Annotated in this window: 20 protein-coding genes; 19 read left to right on the top strand and 1 reads right to left on the bottom strand. The window is 37.4% G+C overall.

All coding sequences use genetic code 11. From position 1 onward, the window contains the following. Window positions 1-17 precede the first annotated feature (17 nt). The 6 genes from E7274_RS02320 (at window position 18) to E7274_RS02295 (ending at window position 5,069) form a co-directional block, all read left to right on the top strand. Complete coding sequence (locus E7274_RS02320; protein WP_304173396.1) at window positions 18-638, top strand: transposase; 621 nt, start codon at window positions 18-20, stop codon at window positions 636-638. Further along, window positions 623-2,173: a YifB family Mg chelatase-like AAA ATPase gene (locus E7274_RS02315; protein WP_304173395.1), complete on the top strand. Its 1,551-nt coding sequence runs from the start codon at window positions 623-625 to the stop codon at window positions 2,171-2,173. Before E7274_RS02320 ends, E7274_RS02315 begins: the two co-directional genes overlap by 16 nt. Beyond that, on the top strand, window positions 2,160-2,963 hold the full coding sequence (locus tag E7274_RS02310) for a DNA-processing protein DprA (RefSeq protein WP_304173393.1): 804 nt from the start codon (window positions 2,160-2,162) through the stop codon (window positions 2,961-2,963). Before E7274_RS02315 ends, E7274_RS02310 begins: the two co-directional genes overlap by 14 nt. Window positions 2,964-3,159: 196 nt before the next feature. Continuing rightward, the gene (locus E7274_RS02305) at window positions 3,160-3,507 is read left to right on the top strand and encodes a helix-turn-helix domain-containing protein (protein ID WP_304173391.1); all 348 of its coding nucleotides are present in this window, start codon (window positions 3,160-3,162) and stop codon (window positions 3,505-3,507) included. Next, the gene (locus tag E7274_RS02300) at window positions 3,500-4,387 is read left to right on the top strand and encodes an ImmA/IrrE family metallo-endopeptidase (protein ID WP_304173390.1); all 888 of its coding nucleotides are present in this window, start codon (window positions 3,500-3,502) and stop codon (window positions 4,385-4,387) included. The genes E7274_RS02305 and E7274_RS02300 overlap by 8 nt, the downstream gene beginning before the upstream one ends. Then, window positions 4,377-5,069: a hypothetical protein gene (locus E7274_RS02295; RefSeq protein WP_304173388.1), complete on the top strand. Its 693-nt coding sequence runs from the start codon at window positions 4,377-4,379 to the stop codon at window positions 5,067-5,069. The genes E7274_RS02300 and E7274_RS02295 overlap by 11 nt, the downstream gene beginning before the upstream one ends. Before the next feature lie 37 nt (window positions 5,070-5,106). On the opposite strand, the gene E7274_RS02290 is transcribed toward E7274_RS02295, so the two are convergent. After that, window positions 5,107-5,838 carry a hypothetical protein gene (locus E7274_RS02290; protein WP_304173387.1) on the bottom strand — a complete coding sequence of 244 codons (732 nt, stop codon included), beginning with the start codon at window positions 5,836-5,838 and terminating at the stop codon, window positions 5,107-5,109. A gap of 232 nt (window positions 5,839-6,070) precedes the next feature. Here E7274_RS02290 and E7274_RS02285 point away from each other — a divergent pair, with 232 nt between their 5' ends. From E7274_RS02285 to E7274_RS02225, 13 genes are all read left to right on the top strand, one after another. After that, window positions 6,071-7,156 (top strand): glycosyltransferase family 4 protein, encoded by a 1,086-nt coding sequence (locus tag E7274_RS02285; protein ID WP_304173385.1) that lies wholly within the window; start codon window positions 6,071-6,073, stop codon window positions 7,154-7,156. Between the two features lie 23 nt (window positions 7,157-7,179). Beyond that, window positions 7,180-8,157, top strand: coding sequence for an ATP-grasp domain-containing protein (locus E7274_RS02280; protein WP_304173383.1), 978 nt, complete (start codon window positions 7,180-7,182; stop codon window positions 8,155-8,157). A gap of 63 nt (window positions 8,158-8,220) precedes the next feature. Continuing rightward, window positions 8,221-8,859, top strand: coding sequence for a sugar transferase (locus E7274_RS02275; RefSeq protein WP_304173381.1), 639 nt, complete (start codon window positions 8,221-8,223; stop codon window positions 8,857-8,859). A gap of 31 nt (window positions 8,860-8,890) precedes the next feature. Beyond that, on the top strand, window positions 8,891-9,865 hold the full coding sequence (gene bsh, locus E7274_RS02270) for a choloylglycine hydrolase (protein WP_304173379.1): 975 nt from the start codon (window positions 8,891-8,893) through the stop codon (window positions 9,863-9,865). Window positions 9,866-9,949: 84 nt separating this feature from the next. Continuing rightward, complete coding sequence (locus E7274_RS02265; protein WP_304173836.1) at window positions 9,950-10,582, top strand: flavin reductase; 633 nt, start codon at window positions 9,950-9,952, stop codon at window positions 10,580-10,582. A 10-nt stretch (window positions 10,583-10,592) separates the two neighbouring features. Then, window positions 10,593-10,847 (top strand): hypothetical protein, encoded by a 255-nt coding sequence (locus tag E7274_RS02260; protein ID WP_304173377.1) that lies wholly within the window; start codon window positions 10,593-10,595, stop codon window positions 10,845-10,847. A gap of 167 nt (window positions 10,848-11,014) precedes the next feature. Next, complete coding sequence (locus E7274_RS02255; RefSeq protein ID WP_304173375.1) at window positions 11,015-11,278, top strand: hypothetical protein; 264 nt, start codon at window positions 11,015-11,017, stop codon at window positions 11,276-11,278. A gap of 159 nt (window positions 11,279-11,437) precedes the next feature. Next, window positions 11,438-12,616 carry a YecA family protein gene (locus E7274_RS02250; protein ID WP_304173374.1) on the top strand — a complete coding sequence of 393 codons (1,179 nt, stop codon included), beginning with the start codon at window positions 11,438-11,440 and terminating at the stop codon, window positions 12,614-12,616. A 216-nt stretch (window positions 12,617-12,832) separates the two neighbouring features. After that, on the top strand, window positions 12,833-13,171 hold the full coding sequence (locus tag E7274_RS02245) for a helix-turn-helix domain-containing protein (protein ID WP_304173372.1): 339 nt from the start codon (window positions 12,833-12,835) through the stop codon (window positions 13,169-13,171). A gap of 55 nt (window positions 13,172-13,226) precedes the next feature. Further along, window positions 13,227-14,087 carry an ImmA/IrrE family metallo-endopeptidase gene (locus E7274_RS02240; RefSeq protein WP_304173371.1) on the top strand — a complete coding sequence of 287 codons (861 nt, stop codon included), beginning with the start codon at window positions 13,227-13,229 and terminating at the stop codon, window positions 14,085-14,087. Then, the gene (locus E7274_RS02235) at window positions 14,080-15,060 is read left to right on the top strand and encodes a hypothetical protein (protein ID WP_304173369.1); all 981 of its coding nucleotides are present in this window, start codon (window positions 14,080-14,082) and stop codon (window positions 15,058-15,060) included. Before E7274_RS02240 ends, E7274_RS02235 begins: the two co-directional genes overlap by 8 nt. 104 nt (window positions 15,061-15,164) lie before the next feature. Further along, a complete protein-coding gene (locus E7274_RS02230) occupies window positions 15,165-16,181 on the top strand; it encodes a Na/Pi cotransporter family protein (RefSeq protein WP_330598803.1) in 1,017 nt (338 codons plus the stop codon). A 59-nt stretch (window positions 16,182-16,240) separates the two neighbouring features. Continuing rightward, complete coding sequence (locus E7274_RS02225) at window positions 16,241-16,909, top strand: response regulator transcription factor (RefSeq protein WP_304173367.1); 669 nt, start codon at window positions 16,241-16,243, stop codon at window positions 16,907-16,909. The last annotated feature ends 10 nt before the right edge of the window (window positions 16,910-16,919 follow it).

The following is a 16,919-nucleotide window of genomic DNA, read 5'->3' as shown; positions in this document are numbered from 1 at the left end:
AATTAAAAAGAGGAAAGATGGCAAGAAAGAAAAGGGAGTGGTATCCAGGAGCGGTATACCATGTAATGAGTAGAGGAAATAGGCAAATGCCTATATTTAATGATAATAGCGATTATAAGCAATTCATGAATTACTTAGCTTTTGTAAAGGAAAAGCATCCATTTAAGCTACATGCATTTTGTTTAATGACAAACCATTTTCATTTGGAAATTGAAACGGAAAATGATGAGATATGGAAGATAATGCAGAAATTGCTATCGTTATACTCATGCGATTTCAATTGTAAGTATAAATATATTGGCCACGTATTTCAGGGACGTTATGCATCCAGGCTTATAGAGGATGATACATATTTCTTAGAAGTAAGCAGGTATATACACCTTAATCCGGTGAAGGCAATGATGGTCAGGGACCCTTTGGAATATAAGTATAGTAGCTATCGCAATTATATGGACTATGAAAGAAACAGATTACTTGTAAACACTGAGGAGATAGAAACAAATCGTGTATTGAATATGTTTAAAAATCGGGGGAAAGAAGGTTATAGGATGTTTGTTGAGGGGAAGATATCACATGAAGAACAAGAATTATTAATTATGAAAGACATAGGAGAAAATGAGTTATGGCTACCGTGGTAAAAAGCTTTGCTGTCGAAGGCATCAATGGATTTTTTGTAGAAATTGAGGCAACAACAATTAGAGGTCAGCAACAAGCAATTTCAATTATTGGATTAGGAGACCAGGCTGTAAAAGAATCTGGAGAAAGGATACAGGCTGCATTAGAACATTGTGGATATGATATTCCAAAGGATAAAGTTGTAATCTCACTTGCACCGGGAGATAAAAGAAAACGAGGCTCCCATTATGATTTAGGAATGATTATTGGATTGCTTCAACAAACAGACCAAATTGCTGCAAAGAATTTAGAAGACGTGGCATTCATAGGGGAAATATCACTTAATGGAAAACTTAGACCATGTAATGGTATATTGCCGATGGTTACCGAGGCAAAACGTGTAGGCGTAAAAACAATAGTTTTGCCTGAAGCAAACTGTTCGGAGGCATCAAAAATATCCGGTATAGATGTTATTGGATTTGAAAAGTTAAAAGATGTTGTCAAATATTTGGAATCTGGAGTTGTTCCAGAAAGGAAAGACGATAATGTCGAAGTAGGTGAAATAAAGAGTACTTCAGACATCGACTTTGCTGATGTGCGAGGGCAGAATGAATTGATAGAGGCAATAGTGCTTGCTGCCGCTGGAGGCCACAACATTTTAATGGTTGGAACGCCAGGTTGTGGAAAGACAATGATAGCAAGTAGAATTCCAACAATTTTGCCTACTATGACTGAGCAGGAATCGCTAGAGGTGACAAAGCTACACAGTATAGCAGGCACAATAGAAGCAGGACACGATTTGATAAAGAAAAGGCCTTTCAGATCTCCACACCACAATGTTTCATTGAATGCATTAATTGGTGGTGGCACCTATGCTCAGCCAGGTGAGGTTTCATTGGCGCACAATGGAGTGTTATTTCTTGATGAACTAGCGGAGTTCACTAGAGGAACCCTTGATGCATTGAGGCAGCCATTGGAGGATAAGAAGGTCACTATTTCACGTGTTAATGGAACAAATAGCTATCCTGCAAATTTTATGTTGGTATCAGCAATGAATCCATGTCCATGTGGTTATTATCCAACAAGCAAATGTAGATGTTCTGATTATGAAGTGTTGCATTATAGAGGAAAAATATCTGGGCCAATTTTAGAGCGTATAGATATTCAAAAGGATGTAAAGAACATTAACTATTTTGAACTCGGGGATGAGGATGTTGCTCCTTCATCGGCAGAGCTTAGATTGATGGTAGAAAAAGCCAGAGCTATTCAAAATGAAAGATATAAGGATGATGATAAAGTCTCTTGTAATGCACAGATGACTACTGGCCAGATAAAGCAATATTGCATTTTGGATGCTGAGAGCAAAACATTAATGAAAAAGGTATGCGAGGACAGAGGATACAGTGCTCGTGTAATACATAAGCTATTAAGGATGGCGCGAACAGCTGCAGATTTGGATGGAATGGAGAACATAACAATTAATCATGTGCGAAAAGTTTTGAATTGTAGAGATTTAGATAAAAGTAATGGAAAGATGTATGTCGTTGGAAAGATGTGATGAAGAAACTGCTTGGTTAGCGGCCATGCAATTAAAGGGAGTTGGGGATAAAGCATTAAGAGATGTTAACTCGGTCTATGCCATAGAAGATTTTATAGAGGCACTAAAACTAGGAAATCTAGATAGATTGTCATGGACTGAGTCACGTAAGAAAAAAATAATAGATTACTATAAAGACAACAGTGATTATATTAATGAAAAGGCAAAAGAATACCAGGATTACTGCGAAAAGAAAAATATAGGTATATTGCTGCAGACGGACAATATATCAAAAAGTCTGCAAGAAAATTTTTATGTCATGCCGCCAGTTCTATTTTATAGAGGAAATATTGATTTATTGAAAGAGAAGGTTGCCCGCGTGGCTGTTATAGGGGCTAGGAGATGCACAAGAGATGGAAAGGAGAAAGCAATTGATATTGCTTCCAAAGAAGTTTCGAACGGAAAAGTAATTGTTAGCGGTATGGCAAAGGGAATAGATTCTTATGCTCATACAGCTGCACTTAAAGCTGGTGGAACGACTATCGCTGTACTTGGTAATGGAATAGATATTTGCTATCCTACAGAGCATGAGGAACTTATGGAAACAATAATAGAAAAGGGATTAGTGATATCCCAATTTCTTCCGGGAGCATCACCTAGACAGTATCAGTTCCCCGTGCGAAACAGATTAATCGCTGGTTTAAGTGAAAAGGTATATGTTGTAGAAGCTGCTAGGAATAGTGGGACTAATACAACGGTGCAGTTTGCAAAGGATTATGGGATTGAGGTTGAAAGCGCATACAATATATGAAAGTTAACATTGAAAAAGCATTTGTAAAGGGAGGCATAGTGCTTGTTAAATAGGACTGAATAGTTGGTGAGTTAATAGAAAATAGGTATTTTTAGTATCATTTTAAAATAATTGATGGTACAATATAAATAAATATTGAAATGTTACGATATATTTAGTATCATTTAAAAGCTATGGGGGAAGCGAGGAACATTTCATGAAATTATTATCGAAGAAAATGATAGCGGATAAGATTAGTTCGCAAAGAAAAGCAAAGCGACTTACTCAAGAACAACTAGGACAGAAAACGGGAATAAATAGACAAATAATTGGACGAATAGAAAAGAGTGAAGTATTACCTTCAATAATTCAATTACAGAATTTGGCAGAAGCATTAGAGTTTGATGTTACAGAATTGTTTGAAGAAAGCACACCTAATGTTAGAACCGCTTTTAGAAGAGATTCAGAAAATTGGGTTAGAGAAAATGCAATTGATAAACTGTTAGAGATGATGATGGCCTCAAAGCAGCAAATTGTTTTGAGAAAGGCAATGAAAAATGAGTAAGAAAGATATAGAGTTAACACTGGCAGAATTAGATGCTATAAAAAGTTTAGCAAAGCAAGTAAGAATGAGCTTTGGTGTGGTTTCAACATCTGTAGCTAGCGATATAAGAAGAATTTTAGAACGAAGGGATATTCTTATTTGTGAATATCCCTTTAATGATATAGAAAAAAATAAAACATATGCCTATTTAACTATAATTACAGTTGGTACTGAAGAATATACTTATATTGGATTAAATACGTCGATAGCTTATGATGAACAATTATTTGCTTTAGCACATGAGTTGTACCACATAGAGACTAAGACTGGATTGGCGTATTCGTTTGAATCAGATAAAGAAGATGAAAGAGTAGAACGATGTGCGGATCGATTTGCGGCGGAATTACTATTACCTGAAGAGGAATTGAAACATTTAGTTGTATCAGAGTTTGGAACTGATAAATTAAGAGGTGTTCCTCAGACTAGAATGTTAAGATTTATTGCATCTATCCAATGTGATTACTGGATTCCGTATAAGTCAATCGTAAAAAGATTAAAAGAGGAAAAATATATTTCACATGAAGATTATGAATGGCTGTACTCAATTGATGCAAGATCTGAAGATGGTATTTATTATACTATTTTAAAAGCCTTGAATGAGGATGTTGCAAATATTTTAAATAGAAGAACTGAGACTATAGGAATATCAAATAGAGGAATAGAATATCTAATTCAGAATTATGAGGATGGAATAATAGATGATGATGAATTTGTAGAAACATTAGAGCTTTTTGGTAAAAAACCAGAAGACTACGGATTTGATTTACTTGATTGGAACGATGTGGACGATGAAGATTTTTTAGAATTCATTGCGCCGGGGGAGGAAGAGATTGAAAGTTGATATAGAATGCGAAAATTCAGCTTTGATAGATATTATTCAAAATGCTAACATGGATTTATTTCTTGATGCTAATTTTTTTATACCACCAGATAGAAGTAAATTAGGGTGCAGGACATATACGTTTGAATCGTTTAAAAAAGTATGGCTAAATCCGATTTTTAATCTTTTTGATAAGCTATATATACATGAATCTGTTGACGAAGAGTTAATCAATGAAAAAGTTAGGGCATTTACGGATGAAAAAGTAAAATGCAGAAATCTTATTGTATGTAGTGATAATGACTTATCCGAGCAGGAAGTACTTCTTATGGAAGATATGAAGAATCGATTATCGATATATTCAAAATATGATTCTTTTATGGATTGTAGTAGTGATAGAGGGGAGGTCTTTAGCCTCTCATATATGGCTGTAAAAGGGTTTACATATTTTGGTGCAAATGACGCTTTGCCAATTAGATTAATAAAGAATGCGAATAAATTAGGAACAGGACTTGACGACATGTCAGTAATCCAAATGTATGAGATAATATATGTACTTTATAAAAAGGGCTACGAAAGCGATGGATTAAGGAATTTATATAAATATCAATATTACCTGACAAAGCGAGAAAAAATGACTAATCCACCGTGGGGGAAGTTTATTGAGATGATGGATGAAATATATATGGATTACTTTAAATAAAGGTAGCATAGATTGCTACCTTTTGTATTTGTGATTTTTAACATTTCTCTAATGAATAATGTTCAGGGTTATCAATGATGTCCGCTTTTTTAATGAAATATATTTCTGTAGCATCTATATGAGATGGATTATTTCCACATAATAACAACTCATCGTGTTCAGAGGAAAGAATATATAGGCCTTCTTCTGGGATACTCTTGGGGTCAACATAGTAGTGTATTTTAACATGACTTTTTGATGGCATATAAACTTCTAATATTAAGCACGTAAAAAATAATTCTGCAAGAGATACTAATAAGATGATGGTGTAAAGGAAGCCATTTGTGTTGGTTTCATCTAATTGACTTATAGCAACAGTGCAAAGAAGGAAAGCAATAAGGAATAAAAAAAGTGGGTATTTTTTGACAAAAAATATAGTAAATTTATTTTGTGGCTCTAAACCTTTGCGCATAAAGTAAAAGCAGAAAGATAACGAGATGAGTAATAGTATAAATAAGATTAATATAGCACCTGCTAAAAACTTGATATAATTGCTATCTGCTATGAAAATAGGCGAAAAATTATATAACAGCATAACAAGATACAAAAAAATAACAGTTGCAATATACTGGGTGTTTTGTGCTTTTTTACCTAGTATAATTACTTCCCAGCTGGGTTTAAACATATACAGTAAACGAGGACTAAGTGTTAATGCGATTATTACAAATGGCATAATTGTAAAAATGTTAGTGGGATCAATGTTGCTAATGATGTCGATAATATTTGACATAAGATATAATACCTCCTAAAATTTAATATGTGTCATATTACACATAAGTCAAGAGAAAATCAATATGTTTTACAAAATTTTAATTCGATATAGGTGGCTTATTTTTAGAGCTATAAAGATATATGCACTACCACAATCAAACTAATTGTTATATAATACAAATATTGTTATGAAAACTCTACAGGCGGGCTTCTGTAGAGTTTTTGATTGTCTGTAGATATAGGAAAAATAAATGGGAAAAATAATAATACTTGCAAACAATTCAGGTGGGCTATACGATTTTAGAAATAACCTTATCTCTGAATTAATAGCAAAAAATAATGATGTAATAGCATATACACCTTTTGATACAAACATTGAGGATTTGAAAGCATTAGGTGTGGATTTGAGAGAGTTGCCGGTTGACCGACGCGGGCTCAATCCTTTTAAGGATTTAAAGCTTCTTATGAAGTGCATATCAATTGTAAAAAGTGAAAAGCCAGATTTGGTGATCACTTACACTATCAAGCCAAACGTTTATGGTGGTATGGCCTGCAGACTCTGCAAGGTACCATATGCTATCAATATCACTGGCCTAGGAACAGCGTTCCAGAATGATGGCATGGTAAAGAAGATTGCCACAGCTCTTTATAGCATTGCTTGTAAAAAAGCTAAGATTGTATTCTTTGAAAATGTTGGTAACAGAGACATCTTCATCGATAATAAAATCGTAGATATGGAAAAGACCCATGTTCTTAGTGGAGCAGGAGTAAACACAGAATACTTTGCTTTACAGGATTATCCTGAAAATGATGTTACTAAGTTTCTTTTCATCGGTCGTATCATGAAGGAAAAAGGTATTGATGAGCTTCTGGATTCCATGAAGCGATTGATTGCAGACGGAGAAAAGGTTGAGCTTCATGTGCTTGGTGGATATGAGGAATCATACAAGGACATGATTGATGCATACGAGGCTGAAGGTTGGCTACATTATCATGGTTATCAGCTTGATGTGCGTCCATTCATTGCAGAAAGTAGCTGCTTTGTTTTGCCATCTTGGCATGAAGGAATGGCCAATACCAATCTAGAGTCAGCATCATCAGGCAGACCGGTTATCACATCAAACATCCATGGATGTTTGGAAGCAGTAGAAGACGGTGTCACAGGCTATCTGGTAGAATGCAAGAATCCTGAAAGCGTATATCAAGTCATGAAACAGTTTTTACAGCTGTCTACAGAGGAAAGACGTGAAATGGGTTTGAAGGGCCGCGAAAGAATGATTCGCATCTTTGAGAAAAAGGCAGTTGTGGCAGACACAATAAAATATTTAAACATATAATTAGTGAATTCGAGGTAATAAAAATGAATTATTTAATGTGTAGTGTTGGTAGACGTGGAGAGCTCATGAAAGATTTCAGAGCTTCAATGGAAGAAGGATCAAGAATTATTGCAACGGACAATAGTACTTACGCACCTGCTTTGTATTTTGCAGACAAAACATATCTTGTACCTAGAATCGATGATCCAACATATATCGATACATTGCTTGATATTTGCAAGAAGGAACAGATTAACGCGGTTACAACTTTTATCGATCCAGAAATCATGATATTGGCTGAGAATCGTGAAAAGTTTGAGGCTCTTGGGGTAGAGGTTTTAGCTCCATATTTGGAGACAGCAAAGCTTTGCTTTGATAAGTATGAGATGTTCAAGTTCTTAAAGAAGAATGGAATCAATACACCAATGACATGGGGAACATACGAAGAAACAATGGCAGCTGTTGAAGCTGGTGAAGTATCATTCCCTGTATTTGTAAAGCCTAGATGCGGAAGCGGTAGCGTCGGAGCAAGAAAGGTTTTCGATAAGGAAACATTATGTTCAGCATTTGAGCAAGAGCCAACACTTATTGCGCAGGAAATGATGGATTGCCTCGACTTGGATGCAGATGTATATGTAGATACAAAGACTCATCTTCCAGTAGCTATCTTCTCTAAGAAAAAGATTTCTACAACAATCGGCGGAGCAAATAAGACAATTTCATTTAAGGATGACAAGCTATTTGATTTTATCCAGAAAGCTTTGCCTTTATTCAAGTTTAATGGACCACTCGATGCTGACTTCTTCTATAGAGATGGTCAGTACTATCTATCAGAAGTAAACCCACGTTTTGGTGGAGCATATCTTCATGCATATGGTGCAGGAGTGGACTTCATCAAACTTATCGATAATAACCTTAAAGGCAATGAAAATAAATCCATCATCGGCGAATACGAAGAAGGCGTCGTAATGATGATGTATGATAGCGTAGTAATCAAAAAGCAGGGTGAACTCGCTGAATAATATGATATACTTTAGACAGTCCATTTGGGCTGTCTATTTTATTTTTGTAAGGGAATGAAAATTATGTACGAGAAATTTGTAAAAAGATTAATTGATTTTATTTTAGCGTTAGTGGGAATTGTGGTGCTATCTCCATTATTGCTTGTTCTAATCATACTTGGTGCTATTTTTATGGGAGGCAATCCATTTTTCACACAGGCGCGTCCTGGTTGGCACGAAAAAGTATTCAAGCTGGTGAAATTTAGAACCATGGATAACCGTAAGGATGCCGATGGCAATCTATTACCGGATGATGTTCGCTTGAACAAATATGGCCGTTTCTTGCGAGGCACATCGCTTGATGAGCTTCCAGAGCTTTTCAACATCCTAGTAGGAGATATGGCCCTTATCGGCCCTCGCCCACTTCTTGTAAAATATCTTCCACGTTACAACGAAGAACAGCGTCACCGTCACGACGTCCGTCCGGGCCTCACTGGCTACGCTCAGGCCCACGGCCGCAACTCAGTTAGTTGGGAAGACAAATTCGCTATGGACGTTTGGTACGCCCGCAACATTTCATTTGCGCTGGATTGCCAAATCATCGTAGACACAGTAAAGGCTGTTGTGAAACGTGATGGAATCAGCTCTGAAACATCTGCCACCATGGAAGAGTTCATGGGCACACCGGATGGGGTGGTGAGCCAGTGGAAGGCACCTAGGTAGAGATAGAATAACAATATTTGGGGAGGTTATTATGTGTACTGCAGCAACATACTATAGCAAAGATCATTACTTTGGTAGAAACCTTGATTTGGAGTTTTCATATCACGAGACAGTAACCATCATGCCTAGGAACTACAGGTTCCCTATTAGGCATCAGAATGATTTGGATAGCCATTATGCGCTAATAGGAATGGCATTTGTGGTGGACGACTATCCTCTTTTCTATGATGCTATCAATGAAAAAGGTGTTGGTATGGCTGGGCTGAACTTCCCTGGCAATGCAGACTACAAGGAAATGAATCCTGATAAAGATAACGTTGCTCCATTCGAGTTTATTCCATGGATATTGGGGCAGTGTGCTTCTGTGAATGAAGCTAGAGCGTTACTTGAAAGAATCAATCTCATTAATGAGAACTTTAGCGAACAGCTTCCTCTATCGCCACTTCACTGGATGATATCTGATAAAACAGAGTCTATAGTAGTGGAACAAACTAAAGAGGGACTTCGCATTTACGATAATCCTGTTGGTGTAATGACTAACAATCCTACCTTTGATATTCAGTTATTTGAGCTGAACAAATACATGTCTCTTTCTACTGAGCCGGCTCAAAATACTTTTGCTAAAAACTTATCCTTGCAACAGTATAGCCGTGGCATGGGAGCCATTGGCTTGCCTGGGGATTTATCATCCACATCTCGCTTTGTAAAAGCGGCTTTCACTCGAATGAATTCTGTATCAGGTGAATCAGAGCTGGAAAGTGTAAGCCAATTCTTTCATATCCTTGGTTCAGTGGACCAGCAGAGAGGATGCGTACACCTAGGTGATGATGCGTATGAAATCACCATCTACACATCTTGCTGTAATTTGGATAAGGGAATCTATTATTACAACACATATGAAAACCACCAGATTACTGCAGTGGATATGCATAAAGCGGATTTGGATGGAACAAAGCTGAGTACATATCCGCTGAGACATGGTGAGAATGTGTTGTGGGAGAATTAGGGTTTATTATTACATCAACTTTACACTAGATAACTATATTAATTACATATTCTTTAATGTAAAAGGAGGCAGTGTATGAGTGAAATGAACACAAAGGCAATGTACAAATTATCTTATGGGCTGTTTGTGTGTACGGCAGTACAAGGCGACAAGATCAATGGCTGTATTGTCAACACAGCTATTCAAATTGCATCAGAGCCAAACCGTATTTCAGTAGCTATCAACAAGGCAAACTATACTCACGATATGGTGAAAGCCACAGGCCAGTGCAATATCTCAGTCATTAGCCAGGATGCTACCTTTGATTTATTCAAGCATTTCGGCTTCCAATCCGGTAGAGATGTAGATAAGTTTGCTGCCTATCCAATCGCGAATTACCAGACCTCAGAAAATGGCATTCCATATATTACAGCAGGAACCAACGCGTACTTTTCACTGAAGGTAGAAAAGACTGTAGACCTGGGGTCTCATACTCTATTTATCTGCGAGCCAGTAGCTATGGAAGTTCTTTCGAATGCAGCGTCTGCAACATATGAATATTATCAAAGCAACATTAAACCAAAGCCTGAGGCAGTTGGAACCACTCCAAAAGGAGAGACAATCTGGCGTTGCCGCATTTGTGGATACGAGTGGGTTGGAGAGGAACTACCAGACGATTTCATCTGCCCTATCTGCAAACACCCTAAGGCAGACTTTGAGAAAATAGAGCAAAGGTAAAAGAATCAACATGAAAAAATCTATCATAGAAAAAGCACATGGTTTCATCCTAAAAATGCCAAGCTTCCTAGAAAAGATAGTGGCAGCCATATTGTTAGTGGGTGTTGCGTACAGCTGCATCCAATTGGGAATACATGTGGTGTCCCTGACTGAGCTGGCATTTGATGAATATATCGAAGATATTTTAGTCACAGCATTTAATGCAGTGATTGTTATCGAGTTTATCAGGATGCTTATAAAGCATTCCATGAACACCATAGTCTAAGTCTTGATATTTGCCATCGCCAGGGGACTAGTGGTTGGCCACGAAGCTCCGTTAGAAACATTGATACGTATAGTTTGTATTGCGATTCTGTTGGCTTGCCGTAAGTATCTGTTTTATGAGAAGGATTTTGAGGAAGAGATGTAGGGGAAGAGTGGAAAGGGGCTATTATGAAGGTTGCATATCCGGTATTAATTAAACAATCTGGCGATGATTTTTTGGTTTATATTCCTGATTTAGATGGCTACACTGAGGGGGCAGATTTAGCAGACGCTATAGAAATGGCTAGAGATTATATTGGCTTAGCTTGCATGGGGCAGGAAAACAATTTACCTGAAGCTTCTACATATAAAGAGGCTGTAAAAAAAGCCAAAAAAAATAATGATATTTTTGACTATTCCGATGGTTTGCAAACAATGGTAGATGTCGACTAAATTACTCCAGAGTTCTTCAGGACGCTATTGCAAACATATTGAATTTAAACTATAATTTAGGAAATTAAAATTTGTCTTTTTAAAGGGGCTAGCTGTTATTTATGCAGCTGGCTCTTTTGTATAGGAGCGACTTTTAAATAAATACAAAAGGGAGAACCAATGAAACTAGAATCACGTCTAAACGAATACACCAAAGATGATTTGTTAGTGCTGGCAGACAATTTCAAAATCAAACTTAGTTCTAGGCTTAAGAAGGCAGAGATGATTGATAAACTGGTTGCTGGGATGAGCAATCCAGAAATAATGCGTCCACGTTTGGCTTGTCTCACCGATTCAGAATTAGCATTGCTTAAAAAGGCAATCAAATCGTCTCAGGATACAGGGATTGATAGAATTATGGACAGCTTTCAGCTGTATATGTACTTCCTTGGAGAGTTCGAGGAAGAGACAGACAATCTTGTAATCTATGATGAAATCAAGGAAGTATATGCCAAAGTTGAAGATGAAAATTTCCTTTCAGAGCGAAAGAAAAAGGGCTGGTTCATAAAGTGCCTTCGATTCTTCAGAGAGTACTATGGTGTGGCACCGCTGGAGGTAATCTATAAACTATATCATCTCAAAGTGAAAGATAGCATAAAGGACATGCTCGGAATTATCTTAGAGATTCCACTGGATATCCGAGGCTGCACTGTTTTTCAGGAAGATGAATTGCAGGATAATGAAGCTGGAATAGATAAGTATTTACATACAGAGTATGGGCTACTAGTACATTTTGATATATTTGAAAGTGGAGAAGTCTATCCTCTGCTACGTAGCCAGGTTGGCAAGGATTTCTATATTCCATCTGCTGCTCAAATAGAGGAAATCACACACGATTGCTATGAATCTAGTTCACTGGCATATAAGAAGCTGCACACATTTTTCATGAAGAAACTACATATGGAAAATGAGTTAGCTACAACATGGTGCCTTAATGTATGGATGAATAGCTACAATGGAGACAGCCCAAGCGAGATTATAAAAGATTTAAATGAGCATGATGAAGTTTTTGATGGGGAAGACCAGATAGGTGAATTTATGAATCTCCTAATGGATGCCCACAACAACACTCGCCTCATCGAAAATCGTGGTCACAAACCGGTGGAGCTTCATTCGAATAACTTCACAGGAATTCCAACAATTGTTCCTGGTAGTTCTAAGGCAGCATCTATACTTGGGGAGCTTCAACCTCAATTATCTGCCATGGGTATTCCTGTAGAATTGGGCAAGAAAGTTTATCCAAATGATCCATGCCCATGTGGTTCTGGAAAAAAGTATAAGAAGTGCTGTGGGAGATAAAAAGTTTATATTTTCAATTGACCCTCTATACAGGTATTAATTAAAGATGACTCTTAAAACTGCAAAAACTGAGAATATTATTGTCTAAATTAGTAAAAAATAGTATTATTTACATATAAGAGGAAGAAAAAATGCAAAAAATGGGAATTGCGCTTGCTAATTAATCTGCGATGTAGTATATATTTATATTGTGACGGAAATTAGAGGTGTAATAAAATGGGAAATTATATAGAAAATGTTCGTTTATACTTAAAAGAGCGAGGCATTAAACAAAGCTATGTCGAATTGATGACTGGTTGGGAAAAAAGCAGAATAAGTAGATTGTTAAATGGTGAAACGGATATTAAGTATGATGATATGGAGCAACTAGCCAAGGCTCTCGGACAGGATGTTATATTCTTCTTGGGAGATAAAGAACAGATGCGTGTGAAGAATAAAGCACATGGTTCAATATCATTTTTTGCGGGACATTTGAGCTCGGACGATAAAAAGACAGCGGATAAATTGATAGAAATGTTCAGATTTTATGATGCATTGACAACAAAAAACTTTTAAGTGGCTCCACTCATAAATAGAGTGGAGCACTTTTAATATATAGGAGTATGAAAATATGGAGAGAGAGCAGTTATTAAATATTATTAAATTTAATGAGGAGAATGCCAGAGAAATACAAATGGATTGTAATTTGTTTTACGAAATGATGGGGAGAAATTCTGCTGTAGTGTTATCAGATATACAGACCATCTCTAGAGTACTATTTGAAAATGCAGGATATAAATTGATTAGATTGCCATTGAAGAATAAAGAAATTGGAGCATTTTTACTCAAATTAAATAATGCAAAGTATGTTGTTCTCAATACTTCTAAAAGCTGTGCTAATAATAATTTTGCACTTGGACACGAACTATATCATACATTGATTCAGAGGAACGAAGAATATAATAGTGCAGAAGTTTATATGGAAAACTATGAAGACAATCCAATTGAGAAGAAAGCTAATGCCTTTTCAGGCTCAATTTTGATGCCCAAGGAAGACTTCATTGTAACAAGTAAACTTGTGACAGGGATGAATTCAGATGATATTACGAGAATTCATGAATATGCAAATGATTTGCTGACAGTTCTAACTCTTGTAAATAATTACAAAACTACGTACATGTCAGTTTTAATTAGATGTTACGAATGTGGATTATTTGATATAAAAGATGTCAAGAAGATGGATTTCTTATTAAAACATAATAAAGAGAAGGAAATTGGTACAATCTTTCGTCTTGTATCTACTCGTATCCCAGTTAGCGTTCAAATGGAACCATCATATATTGATGATTTTCAGATGCTATATGAAGAGGCGAAGCAGGAAGGTGAGCATTCATTAAAACTTGGTTGGATAACAAAAGATGATCTAGAATATCGCTTGAATGGCCTAAAGGCTGCATATCAAGAAGTCGTGGAGGTGCAGCAGATTGATTAATGAGGCTATCAATGGAATAAAAAATTCGTTGCCTGGATTTTTTGTTGTTAATCAAGAAGAGTGCTACAAAAAAATATTGAGGGCAAATAATATTTGCTTTTTAGATACATGTTTCATAACAAGGCTGATTACTCTTGCAGAGAAATTTGATATATATAAAGCTTTCGAAACTATGGCTCAAGGACGCGATGAATGGCATATTGTATTTGTTTTAACAGGACTGGTGTTATATGAATTAAAAGATTCAAGAGAGTCCAAACTACAAAGCAAAAATCTAGAACTATTTGAAAGTATGAATACAAATGGATTCACACTTGTTGTCATTGATGAAGAGTTGGTCTGTGAAAACATTAATAATTATTTGGGAAAAACTAAAGTAGAGTGGAATGCTCTACTTACCAATAGATTAATCGAAAACAAAGCAAATCTAAGCAAACTATTTTCTGTTATGGCTAATAGTGGTGATGCGCTGCAGGAGGCTATATACGATGGTCGTGTAAAGAACAATCGAGATACCAGTTTTATAGTTAATTTGATAGGCTCCATAAAAGAAAGAAAAAGTGATAAGGATAGTCTTGCAGAAGAATTGGTGGCGGTGTCATTGTTTTTTATAATGGAGCTAATAAAAGATTCAAACAGAAATGCAGTATTCTTTTGTTCACACGATTTGCCAGCAATTGATAGATTGAATAAGGTAAGCAAAACTAGCTTTGATGAAATGACAGTATCAATAAAGGCTGTTTCCTTTTTCACATTTGTCAATTATATGGTGGAGCAAGGCAATATAACTGATAAGGAAGCTCTGATTGAGGTGCTAAGAAAAACAATGGCTCCATCTATCGTAGTACTTTCGCTGGAGGATAACCTAGTACAGAACACTTTTGAAAAAATGGCAATTGAAGATGTGGCAGATAAAATGTTATCTGGAGTGAGACTTGCCTACGTGGGAAAAGCAGGAAAGGCAAGAGAATAAAGTGGCATTTTTATTGAATTCCCCACTTTACCCACCCTTTACATTTCCCCTCCATAATACAAGTGCAAACATTTGGAAAATTTCTTGTATTAAGGAGGCATGAAATGGACATTTTTATGATTCTGAAGCTGCTGGGTGGGCTGGCCCTCTTTCTGTACGGCATGAAGCTCATGGGTGATGGCCTACAGGCGCTAGCTTCGGGGAAGATGGCTCAGATACTGGAGCGTCTTACCAACAAAACTATTTATGGTGTGCTGTTAGGCGCTGGCGTCACTGCGGTGATTCAGTCATCATCGGCCACCACAGTAATGGTTATAAGCTTTGTGAATTCGGGAATCATGAGCTTGCGTCAGGCGGTTGGCGTAATCATGGGCGCCAATATCGGCACCACAGTCACATCCTGGATGTTATCCATGGTGGGAATCGAAAGCGATGCGGTGCTCATCAAAATGCTAAAGCCTACATCTTTTGCGCCTATACTTGCTATGATTGGCGTTGTGCTTTACATGAAGGCAAAGGAAAATGCGAAGCAGACCAACATTGCACATCTGCTAATTGGTTTTTCGGTGTTGATATTTGGAATGGACGCAATGAGCGCTTCTATGGAGCCACTTGCACACAGCCCATTTTTTGAAAATATGCTGGTAGCAGTTTCCAATCCATTCTTTGGAATTATTGTGGGTATGGTATTTACGGCCATCATCCAAAGCTCATCGGCATCGGTGGGAATACTGCAGGCTCTTTCATTGACTGGAGCAGTCAGCTTTGGCGCAGCCTTTCCTATCATCCTGGGGCAGAATATCGGAACATGCTCTACAGCGTTGCTATCCTCAGTGGGAGCTAGCAAAAATGCAAGGCGCGCATCCATGATTCACCTATACTTCAATGTAGTCGGTGTTACCGTATTTACGTTAGCTTTTTATGGATTAAACATGATTTTTAATTTTGAATTCTTAACGGCGGCTGTTGGCCCGGTGGCCATTGCGGTTATTCATTCAGTTTTCAATGTAGGAAGCACCATTATAATTTATCCATTCTCGAAGCATCTGGTGCGCCTGGCGGAATATACGGTCCCCGATGATCGTGTGAGCAATGGTTATTCCTCTTTACATAAAATTTAGATAATCATACTATAGTATCACATAGATTGATTGTTTATGTACATATGAAGGAGGTCACTATGGCTCTTGTTTACATTGTTGAAGATGATGAAAATATTAGAGAGATAGAGGAGTTTGCTCTGACAAACGCTGGCTACGATGTAGAAAGCTTTGCCAATGGGGCAGACTTTTTTGATATTTTGGAACATAATCTGCCCGACCTTGTCCTGCTGGACATCATGCTTCCTGATGAAAACGGGTTTGAAATAGTAAGGCAGCTTCGCTCCAGCGAAATTACTGCCGCCATTCCGGTGATTATGGTCACCGCAAAAACTGGCGAAATCGATTTGGTTCGCGGCCTGGAAACTGGAGCCGACGACTACATCAAAAAGCCATTTTCGGTGATGGAGCTCACATCTCGGGTGAAGGCTCTTCTTCGCCGCACTATGGAGGCTTCTCAGGAAATCATTACCATCGAAGACCTTACCATAAATGACCAGAGGCACCAGGTGACTGTGGCTGGCCAGACTATCGAGCTCACATACAAAGAGTACGAGCTACTGAAATATTTGGCGTTGAACCGTGGTATCGTCTTGAAACGTACTCAGATAATGGACAAAATCTGGGGCATAGATTACGAGCTGGAATCCCGCACCCTGGACATGCACATCAAAACTCTCAGAACCAAGCTTGGCAGCTGCGGCAGCCTGATTCGCACAGTACGAAACGTTGGATACGTCATTGATTGATAGGGAGGTA

The sequence above is a fragment of the Pseudobutyrivibrio ruminis genome, from assembly GCF_015057245.1.
GTDB lineage: Bacteria > Bacillota > Clostridia > Lachnospirales > Lachnospiraceae > Pseudobutyrivibrio > Pseudobutyrivibrio ruminis_E.
The sequence above is the reverse complement of the archived record's forward strand: the minus strand, read 5'-3'. Positions and strand labels throughout refer to the sequence as shown.

Bases quoted from the DNA above. Each gene is read 5' to 3' on its own strand.
- E7274_RS02320 (WP_304173396.1), top strand. From the start codon at position 18: ATGGCAAGAAAGAAAAGGGAGTGGTATCCAGGAGCGGTATACCATGTA.
- E7274_RS02315 (WP_304173395.1), top strand. From the start codon at position 623: ATGGCTACCGTGGTAAAAAGCTTTGCTGTCGAAGGCATCAATGGATTT.
- E7274_RS02305 (WP_304173391.1), top strand. From the start codon at position 3,160: ATGAAATTATTATCGAAGAAAATGATAGCGGATAAGATTAGTTCGCAA.
- E7274_RS02300 (WP_304173390.1), top strand. From the start codon at position 3,500: ATGAGTAAGAAAGATATAGAGTTAACACTGGCAGAATTAGATGCTATA.
- E7274_RS02290 (WP_304173387.1), bottom strand. From the start codon at position 5,838: ATGTCAAATATTATCGACATCATTAGCAACATTGATCCCACTAACATT.
- E7274_RS02285 (WP_304173385.1), top strand. From the start codon at position 6,071: ATGGGAAAAATAATAATACTTGCAAACAATTCAGGTGGGCTATACGAT.
- E7274_RS02280 (WP_304173383.1), top strand. From the start codon at position 7,180: ATGAATTATTTAATGTGTAGTGTTGGTAGACGTGGAGAGCTCATGAAA.
- E7274_RS02275 (WP_304173381.1), top strand. From the start codon at position 8,221: ATGTACGAGAAATTTGTAAAAAGATTAATTGATTTTATTTTAGCGTTA.
- bsh (WP_304173379.1), top strand. From the start codon at position 8,891: ATGTGTACTGCAGCAACATACTATAGCAAAGATCATTACTTTGGTAGA.
- E7274_RS02265 (WP_304173836.1), top strand. From the start codon at position 9,950: ATGAACACAAAGGCAATGTACAAATTATCTTATGGGCTGTTTGTGTGT.
- E7274_RS02260 (WP_304173377.1), top strand. From the start codon at position 10,593: ATGAAAAAATCTATCATAGAAAAAGCACATGGTTTCATCCTAAAAATG.
- E7274_RS02255 (WP_304173375.1), top strand. From the start codon at position 11,015: ATGAAGGTTGCATATCCGGTATTAATTAAACAATCTGGCGATGATTTT.
- E7274_RS02250 (WP_304173374.1), top strand. From the start codon at position 11,438: ATGAAACTAGAATCACGTCTAAACGAATACACCAAAGATGATTTGTTA.
- E7274_RS02245 (WP_304173372.1), top strand. From the start codon at position 12,833: ATGGGAAATTATATAGAAAATGTTCGTTTATACTTAAAAGAGCGAGGC.
- E7274_RS02240 (WP_304173371.1), top strand. From the start codon at position 13,227: ATGGAGAGAGAGCAGTTATTAAATATTATTAAATTTAATGAGGAGAAT.
- E7274_RS02230 (WP_330598803.1), top strand. From the start codon at position 15,165: ATGGACATTTTTATGATTCTGAAGCTGCTGGGTGGGCTGGCCCTCTTT.
- E7274_RS02225 (WP_304173367.1), top strand. From the start codon at position 16,241: ATGGCTCTTGTTTACATTGTTGAAGATGATGAAAATATTAGAGAGATA.